Genomic DNA, 17,550 nt, shown 5'->3' with positions numbered 1-17,550 from the left:
AAGTAAATATTTTTTGAGATTATGAAAATTCTAAAACCGCTAGCCCTAGCGTTTTTGTTGCCATTTGGGACAGAAGTAGCCAGTGCTTATGTACCAACCGGTATTACCCCTGAAGCGAAGATCATCCTCGCGACAGACTCCTTGAAACTTGATGCGAAGTTACCGTTTGACAACGAAGTGAAAACCGGTAAGTTGGCCAATGGATTCCAATACTATATCCGTAAGAACACCGAGCCTGAGAAACGGGTGACGATGTATTTAGCGGTGAAGGTTGGTTCCATCCTAGAAACGGAAAAGGAATTGGGTTTGGCGCACTTCCTGGAGCACATGAACTTCAACGGCTTGAAGCATTTCCCGAAGAATGATCTAGTGGATTACCTGCAACGTGTAGGTGTTCGCTTCGGATCGGATCTGAATGCCTATACAGGCTTTGATGAAACCGTTTATCAATTACCTATTCCATCTGATGATCCGGAGATTTTGAAAAACGGACTTCAGGTGATGCGTGACTGGGCACAGGATGCCTTGTTGACGACAGAAGAAATTGATAAGGAACGTGGTGTTATTATGGAAGAGATGCGTGGCGGCCGTGGTGCTATGCAACGTATGCGCGACCAATACTTCAAAGTGATGTTAAACGGATCCCGTTATGCTGATCGTCTGCCGATCGGTACGGAGGAAGTAGTCATGAAATTTGACCCTGAGGTGATCCGTAATTTCCATGCACAGTGGTACCGTCCGGATCTGCAATCGTTAATCGTTGTCGGAGACATCGATCCAGTGCAGATGGAAAATGAGATCAAACGCCTGTTCTCGGATATGCGTGTGCCTAAAACGCCGCAACCGCGTACAAAATATAAAGTGGACTTATTGGAGAAAAACCAGTTCGTCGCTGTAACAGATCCAGAGATGACCTATACCATCGGTCAGATCATGATCAAGCATCCGGAAGAAAAGATCGTTACTGTCGGTGATTACCGTCGCGATCTGTTGAAGGATGTGTTCAACAGCATGATCAACTCTCGTCTGAGCGAACTTAGCCAATCAGCAAACCCGCCATACATCCAGGGTGGAGTGGATATTTCCGGATTCTTGGGTGGCTTAGATAACTTGGGCGCTTTCTTCGTGTCCAAACCAGGTGCTTTTGAGGAAGGTTTCAAAGCAGTTGTTCGTGAGTTGGATCGTTTCCAGAAATTTGGATTTACCGAAACGGAATTCAAACGTGCGGTTAGCCAGATTGCAAAGAACAACGAAACATCGTATATCGAGCGTGATAAACGCAAGTCTGACAGTTATGTGAATACGTACCTTGCGCACTTCCTGGAAGAAAATCCAGCGTTGAGCAATGAGGATCGCTATCAGATTACAAAACAGTTATTGCCAACTTTGACCTTGAAAGAAGTGGAAGCGGTTGGTAAGGAATTCTATGTAGATAAAAACAGAGATGTGATCATCTTGGCACCTGAAGGTGAAAAAGATAAACTGCCGAACGAAGCGACTGTGAACACATGGTTTGCGGATATCGACAAGGAAGAGTTGCAGGCTTATGATGATAAGGTGTCTGACTTACCGATGTTGGCGAAAGAACCTGTGAAAGGATCCATCAAATCGGAATCAGCGAATGCGACAATCGAAACCAAGGATTTGGTGTTGAGCAATGGCGTGAAAGTCGTGTTGAAACCAACGAAATTCAAGAACGATCAGATCTTGATCTCCGCGTACAGCCCGGGTGGTACATCCTTGTATTCGGATGCTGACTACATGTCCGCTAACTTCGCGGGTAACTTGGTGAACGGATCGGGTATCGGTCAATTGAACACGATCGAATTGCAGAAATACCTGACCGGAAAACAAGTGAACATCAGTCCTTACATTTCTGAACGTTGGGAGGGAATCTACGGTAGTACAGATAAGGAAAGTTTGAAAACAGCTTTCGAAATGATCTACGGTTATTTCACTGCACCACGTATTGAGGACGATATCTTCCAAGGAACGATCAGTAAGCAAAAAGATATGTTGGCGAACCGCCACAATGATCCAAACTTTGTGTACAGCAATGAAATGCAACGTGCTTTGTACGGAGATAACATCCGTCGCGTACCTTATAATGTGGAAGAGTTAGGGCAAGTGAACCAAGCGAGAGCATTGGAAATCTATAAAGATCGTTTTGCTGATGCTTCTGACTTCACCTTTGTTATCACTGGTTCCTTTACGGAAGACGAGATTAAGCCTTACCTAGAGAATTACCTAGCGGCTTTACCGTCGACAGGACGTAAGGAAGAAGCGAAGGATCTGAAGATTCTAGAGCCTAAAAAAGCGGTAGAAAACATCACGCGCAAAGGTAAAGAGGCGAAAGCCATGGTACGTTTGAGCATTTATGGTGATTACGACTACAGTGAAAAGGAAAACGTGGCTGTTGATGCCTTGGAGACAATCCTATCCAACAAATTGATTGAACGCTTGCGCGAAGAGGAGAGCGGTGTCTATGGTACTGGAGCTCGCTTCAACTATAGCAAATTCCCTACGGGAAGATTCTCCTTTATGATCGGTTTTGGAACGAGCATGGATAAATACCAGTCGCTTATCAATTCGGCAATCGATGAGATCAACAAATTGAAAAAAGATGGTCCATCACAAGTGGATCTGGATAAATTCGTGATTGAAGAGAAACGTCAATTGGAAGTTCAGTTGAAAGAGAACAACTTCTGGTCAAGCCGTTTGGTGAGTGCTGGGCAGAACCAGACCGATCCAACCTATGTAACACGTTATTTGAAGGATGTGGAATCGGTGACTCCAGCGGCAGTTAAGGCTGTTGCGAACAAGTACCTCAATACGGATAATGTATTCAAATTTATCCTATTGCCGGATGCAGCAGAGCAAAAAGCAGAAGCGGCTGCGGCAGCAAAGAAATAAGATGAATTATTTCGAGATAAAATTAAACGCCCTGAATTTCAGGGCGTTTTTTTATTTCTCACGCATCTTAACATACTTATGGGTAAAGCAGTCAAAACAATCTTCTTTTAATACAAGTACACTGTCCTGTCGGGAAATAAATGTCCGCATGGGATCTTCATGCAGCAACCATTCGGTTTTATTGCTCAACTGGGATTGGGCCAGGGTTAATTTATAGGCTTGTGCATACTGCAATTCACCGCGATCATAGGCGAACACACTGTCCTTTGTGATCTGAAGGTGTTTGATATCGCTGCTGTTCTCCGGTGTTTTCGTGATGCCCGCAAAGCCGCCCGTGGTCTCGATCCAACGCCAGTTGCCCTCAATCTTTGGTGCTTTATCCGTATTGGTCTGCGTGCTTGCACAAGCAAACAGGAGAAGTATAGGGGATAGGCCTAGTAGCTTTTTCATATGGGATGTTTTTGGTTGCGAAAAGAGGAGCAAATATTAGTCCAAGGAACCATTCTGCCTCATTTATAAGTCAAAGTGATAAATTGGTGTTGATTATAGGTTTAAATTATTTCGGTAATTCTTTTTAAAATTTAATAATTTGTTAACTTTAGAGTAGTAATTTTACGTATCTAGCTAAATGTAAACAGTCATGACCAGATATCTTCCGTATGTATTTCTTGCCTTCTCCCTATGTGTGTTTGGCTGTTCCAAATCTGAAAACAAGATCGATATTCCCAAAACAAAGCCTGAGCCGGAACAAAATGTAAAAAAAGTAAAGTCTGAATATAAAATCACTTCTTTTGCCGTTGTAGATCGGGATGCCGATCAGCTGTATCCGGGTAAAATAGTGAAGATGCAAGGCGAAGGTGACGAAATCCAGAAAATAGATTTTAACGACTATAAAAAACTTCCAGTGATTATCTCTTCGGCTTTAAAGATCCAGGACAAGCCGAGCTACAAGGATATTCCCGATTTCATGAAGATTGAAACATACCTATTGAATAATACGCGGTTTGATGGGGATGCGTCCGCTTCGTTCAGTGGCTGGAATGCCATGTTGGATCACCATGCCCTCAGTTGGTATTTTACGGATAAACAAGAGCGGTCTCGGTTTTTTAAGCTACTGGCAGATTATAAGACGGTAAAGACAACCATGGCTACCACGAATGAGGTGAAAAATTTCGACTTCACGATGGATCTCCCCGATAAAGATGCATTGATTTCTGAAGAGGACATCCGGAAAGCGAACGATGAAAACCTCTGCTATGTATCTGCGGCGTATTATGGAAGAAGATCTGTCATGTTGGTACAATCGGAGGCGGAGGAAAAAGAGTTACGGGCAGTTTTGAAAAAATTGGCTGATCGGGAGAGCCTAAGTGCTGCAGAAGGCAAGCTGTTGGATGTGACCTCACTGGCCGTCTATGCGCGTACGAGTGCACAGAAAGATGCTTTGATGGAAAAGGCATCGGGGAAGAACAAGATTTTGGCGCTCTACAATAAGACAGTTGAATTCTTAGATCAAAAGTATGCGAATCACATTTACCCAATTTCCTATCATTTGCGCAAATTGAGTGACTTTTCGGGATTCTATACCTCTTTCGACTATGAATATGATGTTATAGAAGAATAGGATTTTATCGGATAATAAAAAAATCCCCTAGGAGAAAGGTCTTCTAGGGGATTTTCTATAGATGATTTTCGTTATTCAAACCACGCCAAGACGTCGTCTTTTGTTGGCATAGCGATATCCAATTTCATTTTCTTGCGCATACCGCCAAGGTCGTTGAATACCTTGTTCGGGTTAGCTTCTTTTAGGGATTCAATGGTATTGAAACCCATTTTCTGCAATACAGGCACCCAACCTTCAGGAATGCCCAAAGCTACGTAATCAGCAACTGATGCTGCCTTGGCCACTTTCTCCGGACGCATCTGCGGGAAGAACAATACTTCCTGAATCGACGGGTTGTTGGTCAGGAACATAATCAGACGGTCCATACCGATACCCAATCCAGAGGTAGGCGGCATACCGTATTCCAGGGCACGTAAGAAATCCTGGTCAATGAACATGGCTTCATCATCACCCTTCTCGGAAAGTTTCAACTGCTGCTCAAAACGCTCGCGTTGGTCAATCGGGTCGTTCAGCTCGGAATAGGCATTGGCAATTTCCTTACCGCAGACCATCAGCTCAAACCGTTCGGTCAATTCCGGGTTGTCGCGGTGTTTCTTGGTCAATGGCGACATCTCGATCGGGTAGTCCGTAATAAAGGTCGGCTGAATGAAGTTGCCTTCACATTTCTCACCGAAGATCTCATCGATCAATTTCCCTTTACCCATGGTGTCATTCACCTCGATGCCCATGCCTTTTGCCGCTGCACGGATTTCATCTTCGGTTTTACCGGTGATGTCAAACCCTGTGAACTGCTTGATGGCTTCGGTCATGCTGACACGTGGATAAGGTGCTTTGAAGTCCACTTCATGGTCTACAAATTGTGCCTTTGTTGTTCCATTAACTGCAATGGCACAGTGTTCCAATAGGTTCTCCGTAAATTCCATCATCCAGTTGTAGTCTTTATAGGCTACATAGATTTCCATTGCTGTAAATTCCGGGTTGTGCGTACGGTCCATACCTTCATTTCTGAAGTTTTTGGAGAATTCATATACACCGTCAAATCCACCTACGATCAGGCGTTTCAGGTATAATTCATTGGCAATACGCAGGTATAACGGGATATCAAGTGCATTGTGGTGCGTAGTAAATGGACGTGCCGCTGCTCCTCCAGGGATAGCCTGTAGGATAGGGGTTTCCACTTCCATGTACCCTGCATTATTGAAGTATTCACGCATGGCGTTGAACAACTTAGTGCGCTTTACAAAGATGTCCCTGTTCTGTGCATTGACGATCAGGTCCACATAGCGCATGCGATAGCGTTGTTCCGGATCTGTAAAGGCATCGAATGTCTTGCCTTCAGCTTCCTTCACAACGGGTAGTGGACGAAGGGATTTCGTCAATACCTTTAGGGTCTCCACGTGGATACTGATCTCACCAGTCTGTGTGGTGAAAACAAAGCCCGTGATGCCCACGATATCGCCGATGTCCAATAATTTCTTGAATACCGTATTATATAAGGTCTTGTCTTCGCCGGGACAGATATCATCACGCTTTACATACGCCTGAATCCGTCCAGTTGAATCTTGCAGCTCCATAAAGGAGGCACTTCCCATCACACGGCGGCTCATGATACGGCCAGCAAATGTAATGTTCTTATAGTTGATCTTATCGCGTTCGTAGTTTTCTAAAATGTCTTCAGCAGTCGCATTCACCTTAAATTCCTCTGCCGGAAAAGGGTCGATACCTAGGTCAATTAGGGCTTTTAGGTTCAGCCTTCGTTGTTGTTCTTGTTCAGATAATCCGATACTCATATTTCGTAGAACTTGTAATGTGTTGCAAAAGTATGAAATTAGAACTATTTAAAGGTAGAATACAATAAAAAAGCGCTTATTTGTGCGGATTTGTTTATGTTTGTGGTCCTTCTGGCAGGCGAACACGGATAGGTCAAATGATCCGTATATCGCAACTGGAATTTATTAACAGGTGTGGAAAGGAAAATATAATTTGTTTTTTGTATTTGAATGAAAAATAAATTATCTTTGCACCTCAATTGTTGAATTATATAGTAATCATAAGATAAAATGAAAAAAGATTTGCATCCATCAAACTACAGATTAGTTGTATTTAAAGATATGTCTAATGACTACGCTTTCGTTACAAAATCTTGTGTTGATACTAAAGAGACTATTACTTGGGAAGATGGTAATGAGTACCCATTGGTTAAGTTAGAGATTTCTCATACTTCACACCCATTCTATACTGGTAAAATGAAATTGGTTGATACAGCAGGACGTATTGATAAGTTCCGTAGCCGTTACAACAAGAAGTAATTCTTGCCTTAAAAACACTGTACAGGTCCCGATAAAATTTATTTTGTCGGGATTTTTTATGTAATTTTAGTTCATGTCGCTAACCATTGTATTATCCGATAACGCCCATTGGCGTAAGCGTCTTTTTCCTTTTGCTTCAAGCAGACCCGTAGGTCATCTTCGGGTGGGAATATTGACGTTGCAGGAGAAATGGTCCAAGGTATTTGGTTGTGATGTGGGCTATTCCACGGTACCTTATTTACAGGCAGCCTATCCCTTTCCGGAAGGCGACAGCCAAGAATACCTGTACATTCGGGCAAATGTGTTACCGACAGAAGCTCTGTTAAAGGAGCTCCAAAACCTAAAGGTCGGCGATGTATTGCTCGATGCCAATCAATGGGTTGCTTTTAAGGTGTCCACTCCGGTAGAAAATATCGATGAAATGATCCCGCAGCTGCGGCCATTTCGCAGTTCGGCGGAAATCGCCAATCTTAATTTTCTGGAGGATATCTTCCTGCAAAACCGATCCCAACTACTTTTTGATTACAACCTTTTGACCCAAGGCCGCCAATCCCAGCCTTTATCTTCCAGCAATACCGTTTATGGAGGATGGATTTTTGTGGAAGAAGGGGCTCAGGTGGAAGGGGCCAGTCTCAATAGTTTGGAGGGGCCGATTTATATCGGTAAAAATGCGGTCATCGAAGAGGGAACTTTCCTGCGGGGATATGTGTCCGTATGTGCAGGATCACGTGTAAAGATCGGCGCGAAGCTGTATCCCAACACGACGATCGGTCCGGGAAGTACGGTGGCGGGAGAGATAAACAATACGGTTATCTGGGGGAATTCGGCCAAGGGCCATGAAGGGTATCTGGGCTGTTCGGTTTTGGGTGAGGGCTGTAATATCGGTGCCGGCAGTTCCAATTCAAATTTAAAAAACAATTGGAGTCCTGTACGGTTATTTGACTATGAGGGACTTACGTTCCGGGAGACCGATGTACTGAAGTGTGGGCTTTTCATGGGGGATTACGCCATGGCGGCGATTAATTCATCATTTAATACAGGTACGGTAATTGGCGTTGCTGCACAGGTTGCAATGTCAAAATTTATTCCCAAATTTGTGCCTGATTTCACTTGGAATACCGATGCCGACAGCGTGGTGTATGATTTCGATAAATTTGAATCCATGTTGGACAGGCGAGCTTCGGCAAGCGGAATGCGACCGGCAGATCACATGATCGGTGTATTTTGGGAGATATTCGAAGAATCGGCTTTTTTGAGAACAGCGAATCAACATTAAACATATAAAATATAATCACATGCGTAAAAACATTGTAGCAGGAAACTGGAAAATGAACATGGAATACGAACAGGGCGTAAGCTTGTTCTCCGAAATCGTCAATATGGTAAAAGATGAAGTGATCGGGAAGCAAGAGGTCGTGGTATGTAGTCCATTCATTCATTTAGCCGCTATATCTAAATTAAGCGCTGGCGTTAGCAATGTGCATATCGGTGCACAGAACATCAATGACCACGAATCTGGAGCCTATACCGGCGAAATTTCTGCCGCTCAGGTGAAATCCACCGGTGCTGCCTATGTTATCCTTGGCCACTCGGAACGCCGTGCCTATTACGGTGAAACGGATGAGCTGTTGGCGACCAAAGTGGATGTGGCCTTAAAGAATGGCTTGAAACCGATCTTCTGTATCGGCGAGACCAAAGATGAGCGCGAATCCGGTTCTTATTTTGATGTGATCAAAACGCAGCTCAGCAAAGGGTTATTCCACCTGGATGCTGCTGCTTTCGGAAATATTGTCTTGGCTTATGAGCCAGTTTGGGCAATTGGTACAGGCTTGACAGCTTCACCGGAGCAAGCGCAAGAGGTACATGCTTTTATCCGCCAGACCTTGGCAGATCAGTATGGTGCTGAAGTTGCAGACAACACGAGTATTCTTTATGGCGGTAGTGCCAACCCATCCAATGCACAGAGCCTATTCTCCCAGCCAGATATCGATGGCGGATTGATCGGCGGTGCATCCCTGAAGTCGAGAGATTTCTTGCAAATTATTAATGTATTTAACGCTTAATATATGAAGTATACAGCAGTTGCTTTTACCTCCTCAGCAATGGAGGAGTGGCAAAAGGATTTGCTTATTGCTGAATTGGCAAACCTTGGTTTCGATACGTTTGAAGATCGGAACCAAGGTTTCATTGCTTATATCCCATCTTCGAATCTGGATATTCAAGCACTGGAAACGGTTTTGGCAACAGAGGTAATCGACTATGATATCGCTTACGAGGTAGAGGAATTGGAAAACAAGAACTGGAACCAGGAGTGGGAGAGCAATTTCAGTCCTATTCTGGTCGATGACCAATGCTATGTGCGGGCGACCTTCCATGAGGACCGCCCGGAATACCCGTATCAGATCATTATCGATCCGAAAATGTCATTTGGTACTGGCCATCATCAAACCACCTCCATGATGCTGTCTTTTATTCTTGAAAATAATTTTTCTGGAAAAGAAGTATTGGACATGGGCTGTGGTACGGGAATTTTAGCCATTCTGGCTTCCAAACGTGGCGCTAAAGATATCCTGGCGGTGGATTTCGATCCGATCTGCGTGGAAAGCGTGGAAGAAAACAAGGTCCTGAATTCCGTTTCCAACATCGAAGCGAAATTGGGATCGAAGGAAGCGATCGAAGGTCGTACATTCCAGACTATCCTAGCGAATATCAACAGGAATATCCTGTTGGATCAATTTGAAACCTATGCTACCGACCTGCCACAAGGTGGGGAGCTGTACATCTCCGGATTTTACGACGGGGAGGACCTGGACATCCTGACGGAAAAGGCAGGAAGGCTCGGGTTTGAATTTGTAGAAAAGAAAGTACTGGACAACTGGTGCGCGGCAAAATTTAATAAAGCAAACTAATGCGGATTCATTTTATTGCCATAGGGGGCAGCATCATGCATAATTTGGCCATTAATCTGGCCGAACAGGGCCATCAGGTAACTGGTTCCGACGATCAGATCGTTGAGCCTTCCAAGTCACATCTGGCCGAGGCCGGACTCTTGCCGAAGGAAATGGGCTGGTTTGCCGATCGGATCACTGAAGACATCGATGCCGTCATCCTGGGTATGCATGCCACGGATGACAATCCCGAATTGCAGAAGGCGAAGGAACTGGGGCTGAAGATTTATTCATTCCCTGAATTCGTTTATGAGCAGAGTGCCGATAAGGTGCGTGTGGTTATCGCCGGAACATACGGTAAGACCACCATCACGAGTATGGTAATGCATGTGCTCAAGAAATTGGGTAAGAATTTCGACTACCTGGTCGGTGCGCAGCTGGAGGGCTTTGACAAGCTCCTGCAGTTGAATCCCGAGAACAACCTGATGATCATCGAAGGTGATGAATATTTTGCCTCTCCGTTGGACAAACAGTCCAAATTCCTGCTCTATAAACCGAACATTGCCCTCATCAGTGGGGTAGAGTGGGATCATTTCAAAACGGTGATCTCCAAAGAAGACTATTTTAAGCAGTTTGAGGACTTTATTCGCACGATCGTGCCGAAGGGTGCCCTTATATACAATAAAGACGACAAGAACACGCAGGAGGTCGTAGAACGCACCATGGACATCAAGATCAATAGACATGGTTATAAAATGCCTGAATATACGATCAACAAGGGTGTGACCTATCTGCAGGTCGGTGATGAGCAGATTCCATTGAAGGTCTTTGGCAAGCATAACCTATCGAATATTGCCGGTGCCTATACGGTATGTGAGTGGTTGGGCGTAAAGCGTGAGGAATTCTACCACGCCATCCAGGATTTCAAGAGCTCGATTCGGTATCTGGAATTTGTGGCCAGCCAGAACGGCAGCGTGGTGTATCAGGATTTTGCCCATACACCGAGCAAGTTGCGCTCCAGCATCCATGCGGTAAAGGAACAATTCCCGAATAAAGCCTTGGTGACCATCATTGAGCTGAATGCTTACGACAGCTTGGACACCGATTTGATTTCCGAGTATCGGGACAGCATGAACGAATCAGATTTTGCTGTCGTTTTTGTTAATACCTCTCAAATCAAGGAAAAAAATATTGCTTTAGACAATTTAATCTGGAGATTAACCGAAGGTTTCAATCACCAATCTTTTCACGTTATCACGCAAATGGCTGATTTAGAGGGTTTTTTAGAATCATTTAAGTCTAATGGCTACAATTTACTCTTTATGAGTTCAAATAACTACAATGGAGTAAATATGGCAAGTTTTGCAGATAAATTTTTGAGAAATTTTTAAGATTCTTTCAATTTATTTTTAATTTTTTAATATACAGATTTTGAATTTTACTTTATTTGTTTAAATTTGATAATTACTTAATAAATAAATATTTTACATTTTACCCATGAATGCATTAGGAAAGAAAATTAGATTACTTAGACACCAGAAGGGGTGGAGTCAAGAAGATGTCGCTAAAAGGCTAGATATCTCTATTCCAGCGTTTTCTAAAATTGAAACAGGGATTACTGATGTCAATTTGTCTAGATTGAATCAAATCTCCAAGTTATTTGGTTTGTCGTTGGTCCAACTGTTATCAACATCGGACCCAGAGGAAGATAAACAGATTCAGAATGAAGTTAATGAACTTCAGAAGCGTTTACAAGCACGCGAAGTAGAGGTTATTGACTTACAGAAGAAAGTTATCGACCTTTACGAACAATTGCACAAAAAATAAGTGTAAAGCTAGCGAAATTGAAGCCCTACCTTAAGGTGGGGCTTTTTGTTTTTCATTTCGTTCGCTAAAAGCAATAAAAAATGCGCAAAGGTTACTTTGCGCATCGCTATTTTCTTCCTGAAGATTTCGATTTAACCTAAATACGATTTTAGGATCTTGCTTCTGGAGGTGTGTCTCAAGCGCTGTAGCGCCTTGTCCTTGATCTGGCGGACACGCTCTCTCGTTAAGCTGAATTTCTCACCGATCTCTTCCAAAGACAATTGATGGTTAGAACCTAGACCGAAGAACAAAACGATGATCTCGCGCTCACGCTCGGTAAGCGTTGCTAAAGAACGTTTGATCTCTTCGGAAAGGGATTCATCAATTAGGGAGCTATCTGTATCTGGATCGCTATTTTCCAATACATCCAATAGGGTATTCTCTTCGCCCTGCACGAATGGAGCATCCATGGATACGTGACGACCAGAGTTACTCAAGGTATCTGACACTTTGTCGACCGTGGTCTCCAAGATGTCCGCTAATTCCTCTGGTGATGGTTCACGCTCATATTCCTGTTCCAATTTAGAGAAGGCCTTGCTGATTTTGCTTAATGACCCTACTTGGTTCAATGGTAAACGAACGATACGAGACTGCTCGGCAATTGCCTGTAGAATAGATTGACGGATCCACCAAACCGCGTACGAAATAAACTTAAAACCTTTGGTTTCATCAAAACGTTTTGCTGCTTTTATTAAGCCTAAGTTGCCTTCGTTAATCAAGTCCCCTAAGGTCAATCCTTGATTCTGATATTGTTTTGCTACCGATACAACAAAGCGTAGATTGGTTTTCGTTAATTTCTCCAATGCAACCTGATCACCCTCACGGATCCGCTGAGCCAAGATAACTTCCTCTTCCGCGGAAATTAAGTCAACCTTGCCGATTTCATGTAAGTACTTATCAAGTGATTGCGATTCACGATTCGTGATGGATTGTGTAATTTTGAGCTGTCTCATCTAAATAAATAAACCTTTCTTTTCTGAAATGTGTGCAAACATAACAAATTTATCTCAAATTATTCTAATCTAATTGTAAATTATTAGCTCATTATGAGTAAGTTATGCGCGCTGAGCTGATGTGTTTCTAACATCAAAAATCATTCCAATTTTACGATAAATCCGCAACTGTCACGTATTTAACACTGTTTAACGCCGTGACGCAGATTTTTATTTCATTTTCCTAGTTAATCAAACAATTCGATATAGGAATTGTTTTTTAGTCAAGAAATTAGTTATTCGTAAAAATGTTAATCACAAAGCTATGCCTATAGTTGTTCACCTGGATGAAATCATGTCTAAAAAGAAAGTTTCACTCAACGAATTGAGTGCTCGCGTAGGGATTACCCTCTCGAACCTTTCCATCATCAAGAATCAAAAAGCCAAAGCTATTCGGTTGAGCACCATGGAATCCCTATGTAAGGCCCTGGAATGCCAACCTGGCGAACTGTTTGAATTTGTCGAGGATTAACCCTTGTTTTCTAGTTTATAGCCACGTAGAAAATCCCGAACGGACATCCGTTTCTTACCTTCGATCTGGATATCCAACAGTTTGATAAACCCGTCTGACGTGGCAAATTTCAACTCATTCTTACCGTCGCTCCAATAATCGCCAACAGCGATTTCGGTCTGCGCGACAATTTCTTTCGTCGCCTTGAATACTTTCAAGCTTTTGCCATCCAATTGCGTAAATGCGGTCGGATAGGGGCTCAGGCCTCGGATTTTATTGTAGATCGCCTCGGTATTCTGATGCCAATCGATTTCACAGTCTTCCTTGAATATTTTTGGTGCATGCTTCAAGGCGCCCGCGTTTTCTACGGATTCCTGAGGAATAGGGTTTACATTTCCCGATTTCAGCGCTTCAACGGTTTTGATCAATAGCTCAGCTCCGGCAACCATCAACTTGTCGTGCAGATCTCCGGCCGTATTCTCCTCGGTAATTTCTACCTCCGTGGCGAATAGGATATTTCCCGTATCGATCTCATGTTGCAGTAAAAAGGTGGTCACTCCCGATTTCCGTTCACCCTGAATAATGGCGTGGTTGATAGGAGCAGCGCCACGGAAGTTCGGTAATAGGGAAGCATGTACATTGATGGTTCCCTTGGGCGGCATATTCCATACAATTTCCGGCAACATCCGAAACGCAACGACGACCTGCAGATCCGCTTGGTAGGATTGCAATTCCGCTATGAATTCGGGGTCTTTCAGTTTCGTGGGTTGCAGCACGGGCAACCCTTGCGCCTCGGCAAATTGCTTGACGGCAGAGGAGTGCATTTTCTGACCTCTACCTGCCGGTTTATCCGGCGTGGTGACCACAGCTACTACATTTTCACCAGCTTCAAGCAATGCCTGTAGGGAGGCTACAGCGAAGTCTGGGGTTCCCATAAATACGATACGCATAAAAATCTATTATTTATGCCGAGCATACCTGCTCAGCCATTGTTGGATGACAAATTTTATTAACTTTGCGAAGTTACAAATTTAATTTTAGCTTGAATTTTCCATATTTCCTTGCGAAGCGAATTACCCTCAATGGACAACGGACGTTCTCTAAACTGATCGTACGGGTGACCATTGGTGCGCTGGCATTGGCAATTATGGCCATCATCATGGCAGTGGCCATTTTGAATGGGTTCAAAGGTGAAATTACCGAAAAGCAGCGTGGCTTCTTTGGCGATATTATCCTGCTGAAGAATGACCACAACGACTCCTACGTTAATACGCCCATTCAACTTTCCAACGAACAGATTGCGCAACTCAAGCAGAATCCCAATGTGGCCGATGTTTATCCCTTCGCAACCAAAGCCGGGATCATGAATGTGAAAGGGGAGGTGGAAGGTGTGCTGTTGAAGGGCATCGATGAAAACTACGATCAGGATTTTCTGGCAAAAACCATCCTCGAGGGTGAGCCCATCGATTTCAAGGCTGAAAATGCCGATAACCAATTACTGATCTCTTCCGTCCTAGCCAACCGACTGAACCTCAAAGTGGGTGAAAGTTTCATTATGTACTTTATCCAGGAACCTGTCCGCAAGCGGAAATTTACGGTGAAAGGGATTTTCAGCACCAACTCCGAGGAATTGGATAAGATGTACGTCATTGGTTCTCTACCGCTGATCCGCCGATTGAACAATCTGGAAGAACAGCAAGCGGGTGGCTATGAGATTCGTGTCCATGACTTCAATAAACTTTTTGAGACTACAGAACAGCTGAACGAAAATATGCCGGTAGAACTGTATGCCACGAATGTGGTGATGCAGATGCAGGATATCTTCAATTGGTTGAATATGCTCGATATGAACGACAACATCATCTTCGTTCTGATGGTGATCGTCGCGGTGATCAACATGATCTCTGCGCTGTTGATTTCCATTCTCGAACGGTCGCCGATGATCGGGATGTTGAAAGCATTGGGCATGCGCAACACGAAAATCCGTACCGTCTTCCTCTATAATTCACTTTATCTGATCGGGTATGGGCTGATCTTGGGAAATGTAATCGCATTGTTGCTTTACTTTTTCCAGACGACTACCCATTTCTTCAAATTGGATCCGAGCATTTATTACGTTTCTTTCGTGCCCATGGAAATCTCTTGGCTTACAGTCCTTTGGTTGAATGTGGTGTTGGTTGGCATCGCCCTGATCACCCTCTTTATCCCCTCCATGTTGATCTCCAGAATCTCCCCAATTAAAACAATTCAGTTCAAGTAAACTTAGGCTGAAATTAATTGTTTCTGTCTTAAATTCTTTATTTTTCTTATCTTACGCATGAAATAACGGAGCGTTATTTTACGCATTTAAACATAAACTGACTATATGAGCGATAAAATACTTGATCACTTAATTCATGCATTCGAGGCGCCTCTAACGAACCCCGTACTCATTTTTTCACTCGTACTCTTTATTATACTGCTCTCGCCGATTCTGCTCCGCCCCATAAAGGTGCCGGGGATCATCGGTTTGATTATTTCAGGGATGATCATCGGTCCGCATGGACTGAATTGGCTGGAGAAAAATGCAGCCGTCGATCTGTTCTCGACCATTGGTTTGCTTTACATTATGTTTATCGCTGGTTTAGAGCTGGATATGAACGAATTTAAGAAGACCAAGCACAAAAGTTTCCTCTTTGGTTTCTTTACCTTCATCATCCCGATTTCAATCGGTTTTCCTGTATGTTATTATATCCTGGATTATAGTCTGTTGTCGAGTATATTGATTGCCAGTATGTTCGCGACGCATACCCTTGTTTCCTATCCGATAGTCAATCGCTATGGTATTTCCAAGAATGAGGCCGTGGCCATCACCATTGGAGGTACAATCCTGACGGATACAGCAGTACTGATTATCCTTGCGGTGATCAAGGGTGCATCGGCTGGCGATATCAACGGCGAATTCTGGGTTACCCTCGGCGTATCCTTTGCCATTTTCCTGTTCATCATGTTCGGTATCATCCCGAAGATTGCCAAATGGTTCTTCGAGAAAGTGGAAAGTGAAAAAACAGGACACTATATCTTCGTATTGACGGTGGTGTTCTTTGCTGCATTCCTTGCGGAAATGGCGAATCTGGAACCTATTATCGGAGCTTTCGTTGCCGGTTTGGCATTGAATAAATTGATCCCCCATTCGTCTGCCCTCATGAACCGCATTGAGTTCATCGGGAATGCCATCTTTATCCCGTTCTTCCTGATTTCTGTGGGTATGATCGTGGATGTGGGTGTATTTACCAATAGTGAAGGATTAACGGTATTCTATGTGGCTGGCGCCTTGACCTTGGTGGGTATCGTCGGTAAATTCTTGGCAGCTACGGCTACGCAATTGGCCTTCAAATATTCCAAGAACGAGCGAAACCTGATCTTTGGATTGAGCAACGCCCATGCAGCAGCTACACTGGCCATCATTATGGTCGGTTACAACAGTAACATTATCGATGAGCACGTCCTGAACGGCACCATTCTCTTGATTCTGGTGAGCTGTATCATTGCCTCCATTGTCACAGAAAATGCCTCCAAGAAGATCGTATTGGAAGGTAGGCAGCACGAGGAACACATGGAGCATGTGGAAGAACATGAAGAGCAGATCCTCATCCCGATTGCCAACCTGAACAATATGGAGGCTATCCTGGATTTTGCAACGCTTGTTAAATCCAAGAAATCCCCACACCCGTTGAACATCCTCTCGGTCGTACCGAATGATGAGCAGGCGGATCGAAACCTTGCTCAGGCGCGCCAGAATCTGGACAAGATGGCGAAATATGCTTCCGGATCCGAAACGGAGGTTGATCTGGTGACCATGGTCGATTACAACATTGCCAACGGTATCTCCAGAGCGTCGAAAGAGGCTTTCGCAGACTGTCTGATCCTGGGTTGGCCGAGTGCGACCAGTTTTGTGGAGAAGATCGTTGGTGAGAAGACCGAGAGCATCCTGAACAGGACCGATGCGAATCTGATGATGTGCCGCATCGAAAAACCATTTATTACAAACAAGTCCATCATTATTTTTGTTCCACCATTAGCGGAATCTGAAGTTGGGTTCCATTATTGGATGGAGAAAATGACCAAGCTTGCCCAGGAGCTGTCGCTGCCGATCACCTTTGTCTGCAACAGCCGATCCAGAAGGGCAGTGGAACACATGATGGAAGAATTGAAATCCAGTGTGCCGATTGTTTTTGAGCAGTATGAAGACTGGGATAATATCTACGGACTCTCCACATTCAGTAATGCCGATTCACTTTTGGTCTTCGTATCCGCAAGGTATGGCGATGTTTCTTATCGCGATTCCCTAGATGGATTAGCGAAACGTGTCGGGAAGTACTATAAGAATCAAAATTTAATATTAATTTTCCCTTCACGCTTGGAAGATCAGCATATCGACGAATATGAAGATGTACAAGCCGCACCAATTTTCCGCCGCATCAGCCGCGAAATTGGAAATATGTTCAGTAAGGAAAAATAATATAAATTA

15 protein-coding genes are annotated in these 17,550 nt (G+C 43.8%); 11 read left to right on the top strand and 4 right to left on the bottom strand.

Annotation, left to right across the window (positions count from 1 at the left end; translation table 11 throughout):
- Window positions 1-21 precede the first annotated feature (21 nt).
- On the top strand, window positions 22-2,913 hold the full coding sequence (locus tag G6N79_RS13380; protein WP_103905251.1) for a M16 family metallopeptidase: 2,892 nt from the start codon (window positions 22-24) through the stop codon (window positions 2,911-2,913).
- Between the two features lie 51 nt (window positions 2,914-2,964).
- Here G6N79_RS13380 and G6N79_RS13375 read toward each other — a convergent pair whose 3' ends face one another.
- Window positions 2,965-3,363, bottom strand: a complete 399-nt coding sequence (locus tag G6N79_RS13375; RefSeq protein WP_103905252.1) for a hypothetical protein — start codon at window positions 3,361-3,363, stop codon at window positions 2,965-2,967.
- Window positions 3,364-3,553: 190 nt separating this feature from the next.
- Here G6N79_RS13375 and G6N79_RS13370 point away from each other — a divergent pair, with 190 nt between their 5' ends.
- Window positions 3,554-4,534 carry a hypothetical protein gene (locus tag G6N79_RS13370; RefSeq protein ID WP_103905253.1) on the top strand — a complete coding sequence of 327 codons (981 nt, stop codon included), beginning with the start codon at window positions 3,554-3,556 and terminating at the stop codon, window positions 4,532-4,534.
- Between the two features lie 71 nt (window positions 4,535-4,605).
- Here the strand turns inward: G6N79_RS13370 and lysS are convergent, their stop codons facing one another.
- Window positions 4,606-6,324, bottom strand: a complete 1,719-nt coding sequence (gene lysS, locus G6N79_RS13365) for a lysine--tRNA ligase (protein WP_103905254.1) — start codon at window positions 6,322-6,324, stop codon at window positions 4,606-4,608.
- Window positions 6,325-6,594: 270 nt separating this feature from the next.
- On the opposite strand from lysS, the gene G6N79_RS13360 reads away from it, so the two are divergent.
- From G6N79_RS13360 to G6N79_RS13335, 6 genes are all read left to right on the top strand, one after another.
- Window positions 6,595-6,843 (top strand): type B 50S ribosomal protein L31, encoded by a 249-nt coding sequence (locus G6N79_RS13360; RefSeq protein WP_093096812.1) that lies wholly within the window; start codon window positions 6,595-6,597, stop codon window positions 6,841-6,843.
- 73 nt (window positions 6,844-6,916) lie between these two features.
- On the top strand, window positions 6,917-8,119 hold the full coding sequence (locus tag G6N79_RS13355) for a putative sugar nucleotidyl transferase (RefSeq protein WP_103905255.1): 1,203 nt from the start codon (window positions 6,917-6,919) through the stop codon (window positions 8,117-8,119).
- Between the two features lie 19 nt (window positions 8,120-8,138).
- On the top strand, window positions 8,139-8,906 hold the full coding sequence (tpiA, locus tag G6N79_RS13350; protein ID WP_103905256.1) for a triose-phosphate isomerase: 768 nt from the start codon (window positions 8,139-8,141) through the stop codon (window positions 8,904-8,906).
- Window positions 8,907-8,909: 3 nt separating this feature from the next.
- Window positions 8,910-9,752, top strand: coding sequence for a 50S ribosomal protein L11 methyltransferase (gene prmA / locus G6N79_RS13345; protein ID WP_103905257.1), 843 nt, complete (start codon window positions 8,910-8,912; stop codon window positions 9,750-9,752).
- The gene (locus G6N79_RS13340; RefSeq protein WP_103905258.1) at window positions 9,752-11,122 is read left to right on the top strand and encodes a UDP-N-acetylmuramate--L-alanine ligase; all 1,371 of its coding nucleotides are present in this window, start codon (window positions 9,752-9,754) and stop codon (window positions 11,120-11,122) included. Before prmA ends, G6N79_RS13340 begins: the two co-directional genes overlap by 1 nt.
- A gap of 106 nt (window positions 11,123-11,228) precedes the next feature.
- Window positions 11,229-11,558, top strand: coding sequence for a helix-turn-helix domain-containing protein (locus G6N79_RS13335; RefSeq protein ID WP_093096800.1), 330 nt, complete (start codon window positions 11,229-11,231; stop codon window positions 11,556-11,558).
- Between the two features lie 131 nt (window positions 11,559-11,689).
- Here G6N79_RS13335 and G6N79_RS13330 read toward each other — a convergent pair whose 3' ends face one another.
- The gene (locus G6N79_RS13330) at window positions 11,690-12,550 is read right to left on the bottom strand and encodes a sigma-70 family RNA polymerase sigma factor (RefSeq protein ID WP_093096797.1); all 861 of its coding nucleotides are present in this window, start codon (window positions 12,548-12,550) and stop codon (window positions 11,690-11,692) included.
- A 304-nt stretch (window positions 12,551-12,854) separates the two neighbouring features.
- Between G6N79_RS13330 and G6N79_RS13325 the strand changes: the two genes are divergently transcribed.
- The gene (locus tag G6N79_RS13325; RefSeq protein WP_103905259.1) at window positions 12,855-13,061 is read left to right on the top strand and encodes a helix-turn-helix domain-containing protein; all 207 of its coding nucleotides are present in this window, start codon (window positions 12,855-12,857) and stop codon (window positions 13,059-13,061) included.
- Here G6N79_RS13325 and fmt read toward each other — a convergent pair.
- Window positions 13,058-13,990, bottom strand: coding sequence for a methionyl-tRNA formyltransferase (fmt, locus tag G6N79_RS13320; RefSeq protein ID WP_103905260.1), 933 nt, complete (start codon window positions 13,988-13,990; stop codon window positions 13,058-13,060). The two genes, G6N79_RS13325 and fmt, sit on opposite strands and share 4 nt — an antisense overlap.
- A gap of 92 nt (window positions 13,991-14,082) precedes the next feature.
- On the opposite strand from fmt, the gene G6N79_RS13315 reads away from it, so the two are divergent.
- The gene (locus G6N79_RS13315) at window positions 14,083-15,300 is read left to right on the top strand and encodes an ABC transporter permease (RefSeq protein WP_103905261.1); all 1,218 of its coding nucleotides are present in this window, start codon (window positions 14,083-14,085) and stop codon (window positions 15,298-15,300) included.
- Between the two features lie 105 nt (window positions 15,301-15,405).
- Complete coding sequence (locus tag G6N79_RS13310) at window positions 15,406-17,541, top strand: cation:proton antiporter (RefSeq protein WP_103905262.1); 2,136 nt, start codon at window positions 15,406-15,408, stop codon at window positions 17,539-17,541.
- The last annotated feature ends 9 nt before the right edge of the window (window positions 17,542-17,550 follow it).

The sequence above is a fragment of the Sphingobacterium lactis genome (assembly GCF_011046555.1).
Taxonomy (GTDB): Bacteria; Bacteroidota; Bacteroidia; order Sphingobacteriales; family Sphingobacteriaceae; genus Sphingobacterium; species Sphingobacterium lactis.
Note: the sequence above shows the minus strand (reverse complement) of the source record. Positions and strands in the feature narration are given on the sequence as shown.

What these genes read in the sequence shown, in the direction of transcription:
- G6N79_RS13380 (WP_103905251.1), top strand. Translation starts at nt 22, where the DNA reads ATGAAAATTCTAAAACCGCTAGCCCTAGCGTTTTTGTTGCCATTTGGG.
- G6N79_RS13375 (WP_103905252.1), bottom strand. Translation starts at nt 3,363, where the DNA reads ATGAAAAAGCTACTAGGCCTATCCCCTATACTTCTCCTGTTTGCTTGT.
- G6N79_RS13370 (WP_103905253.1), top strand. Translation starts at nt 3,554, where the DNA reads ATGACCAGATATCTTCCGTATGTATTTCTTGCCTTCTCCCTATGTGTG.
- lysS (WP_103905254.1), bottom strand. Translation starts at nt 6,324, where the DNA reads ATGAGTATCGGATTATCTGAACAAGAACAACAACGAAGGCTGAACCTA.
- G6N79_RS13360 (WP_093096812.1), top strand. Translation starts at nt 6,595, where the DNA reads ATGAAAAAAGATTTGCATCCATCAAACTACAGATTAGTTGTATTTAAA.
- G6N79_RS13355 (WP_103905255.1), top strand. Translation starts at nt 6,917, where the DNA reads ATGTCGCTAACCATTGTATTATCCGATAACGCCCATTGGCGTAAGCGT.
- tpiA (WP_103905256.1), top strand. Translation starts at nt 8,139, where the DNA reads ATGCGTAAAAACATTGTAGCAGGAAACTGGAAAATGAACATGGAATAC.
- prmA (WP_103905257.1), top strand. Translation starts at nt 8,910, where the DNA reads ATGAAGTATACAGCAGTTGCTTTTACCTCCTCAGCAATGGAGGAGTGG.
- G6N79_RS13340 (WP_103905258.1), top strand. Translation starts at nt 9,752, where the DNA reads ATGCGGATTCATTTTATTGCCATAGGGGGCAGCATCATGCATAATTTG.
- G6N79_RS13335 (WP_093096800.1), top strand. Translation starts at nt 11,229, where the DNA reads ATGAATGCATTAGGAAAGAAAATTAGATTACTTAGACACCAGAAGGGG.
- G6N79_RS13330 (WP_093096797.1), bottom strand. Translation starts at nt 12,550, where the DNA reads ATGAGACAGCTCAAAATTACACAATCCATCACGAATCGTGAATCGCAA.
- G6N79_RS13325 (WP_103905259.1), top strand. Translation starts at nt 12,855, where the DNA reads ATGCCTATAGTTGTTCACCTGGATGAAATCATGTCTAAAAAGAAAGTT.
- fmt (WP_103905260.1), bottom strand. Translation starts at nt 13,990, where the DNA reads ATGCGTATCGTATTTATGGGAACCCCAGACTTCGCTGTAGCCTCCCTA.
- G6N79_RS13310 (WP_103905262.1), top strand. Translation starts at nt 15,406, where the DNA reads ATGAGCGATAAAATACTTGATCACTTAATTCATGCATTCGAGGCGCCT.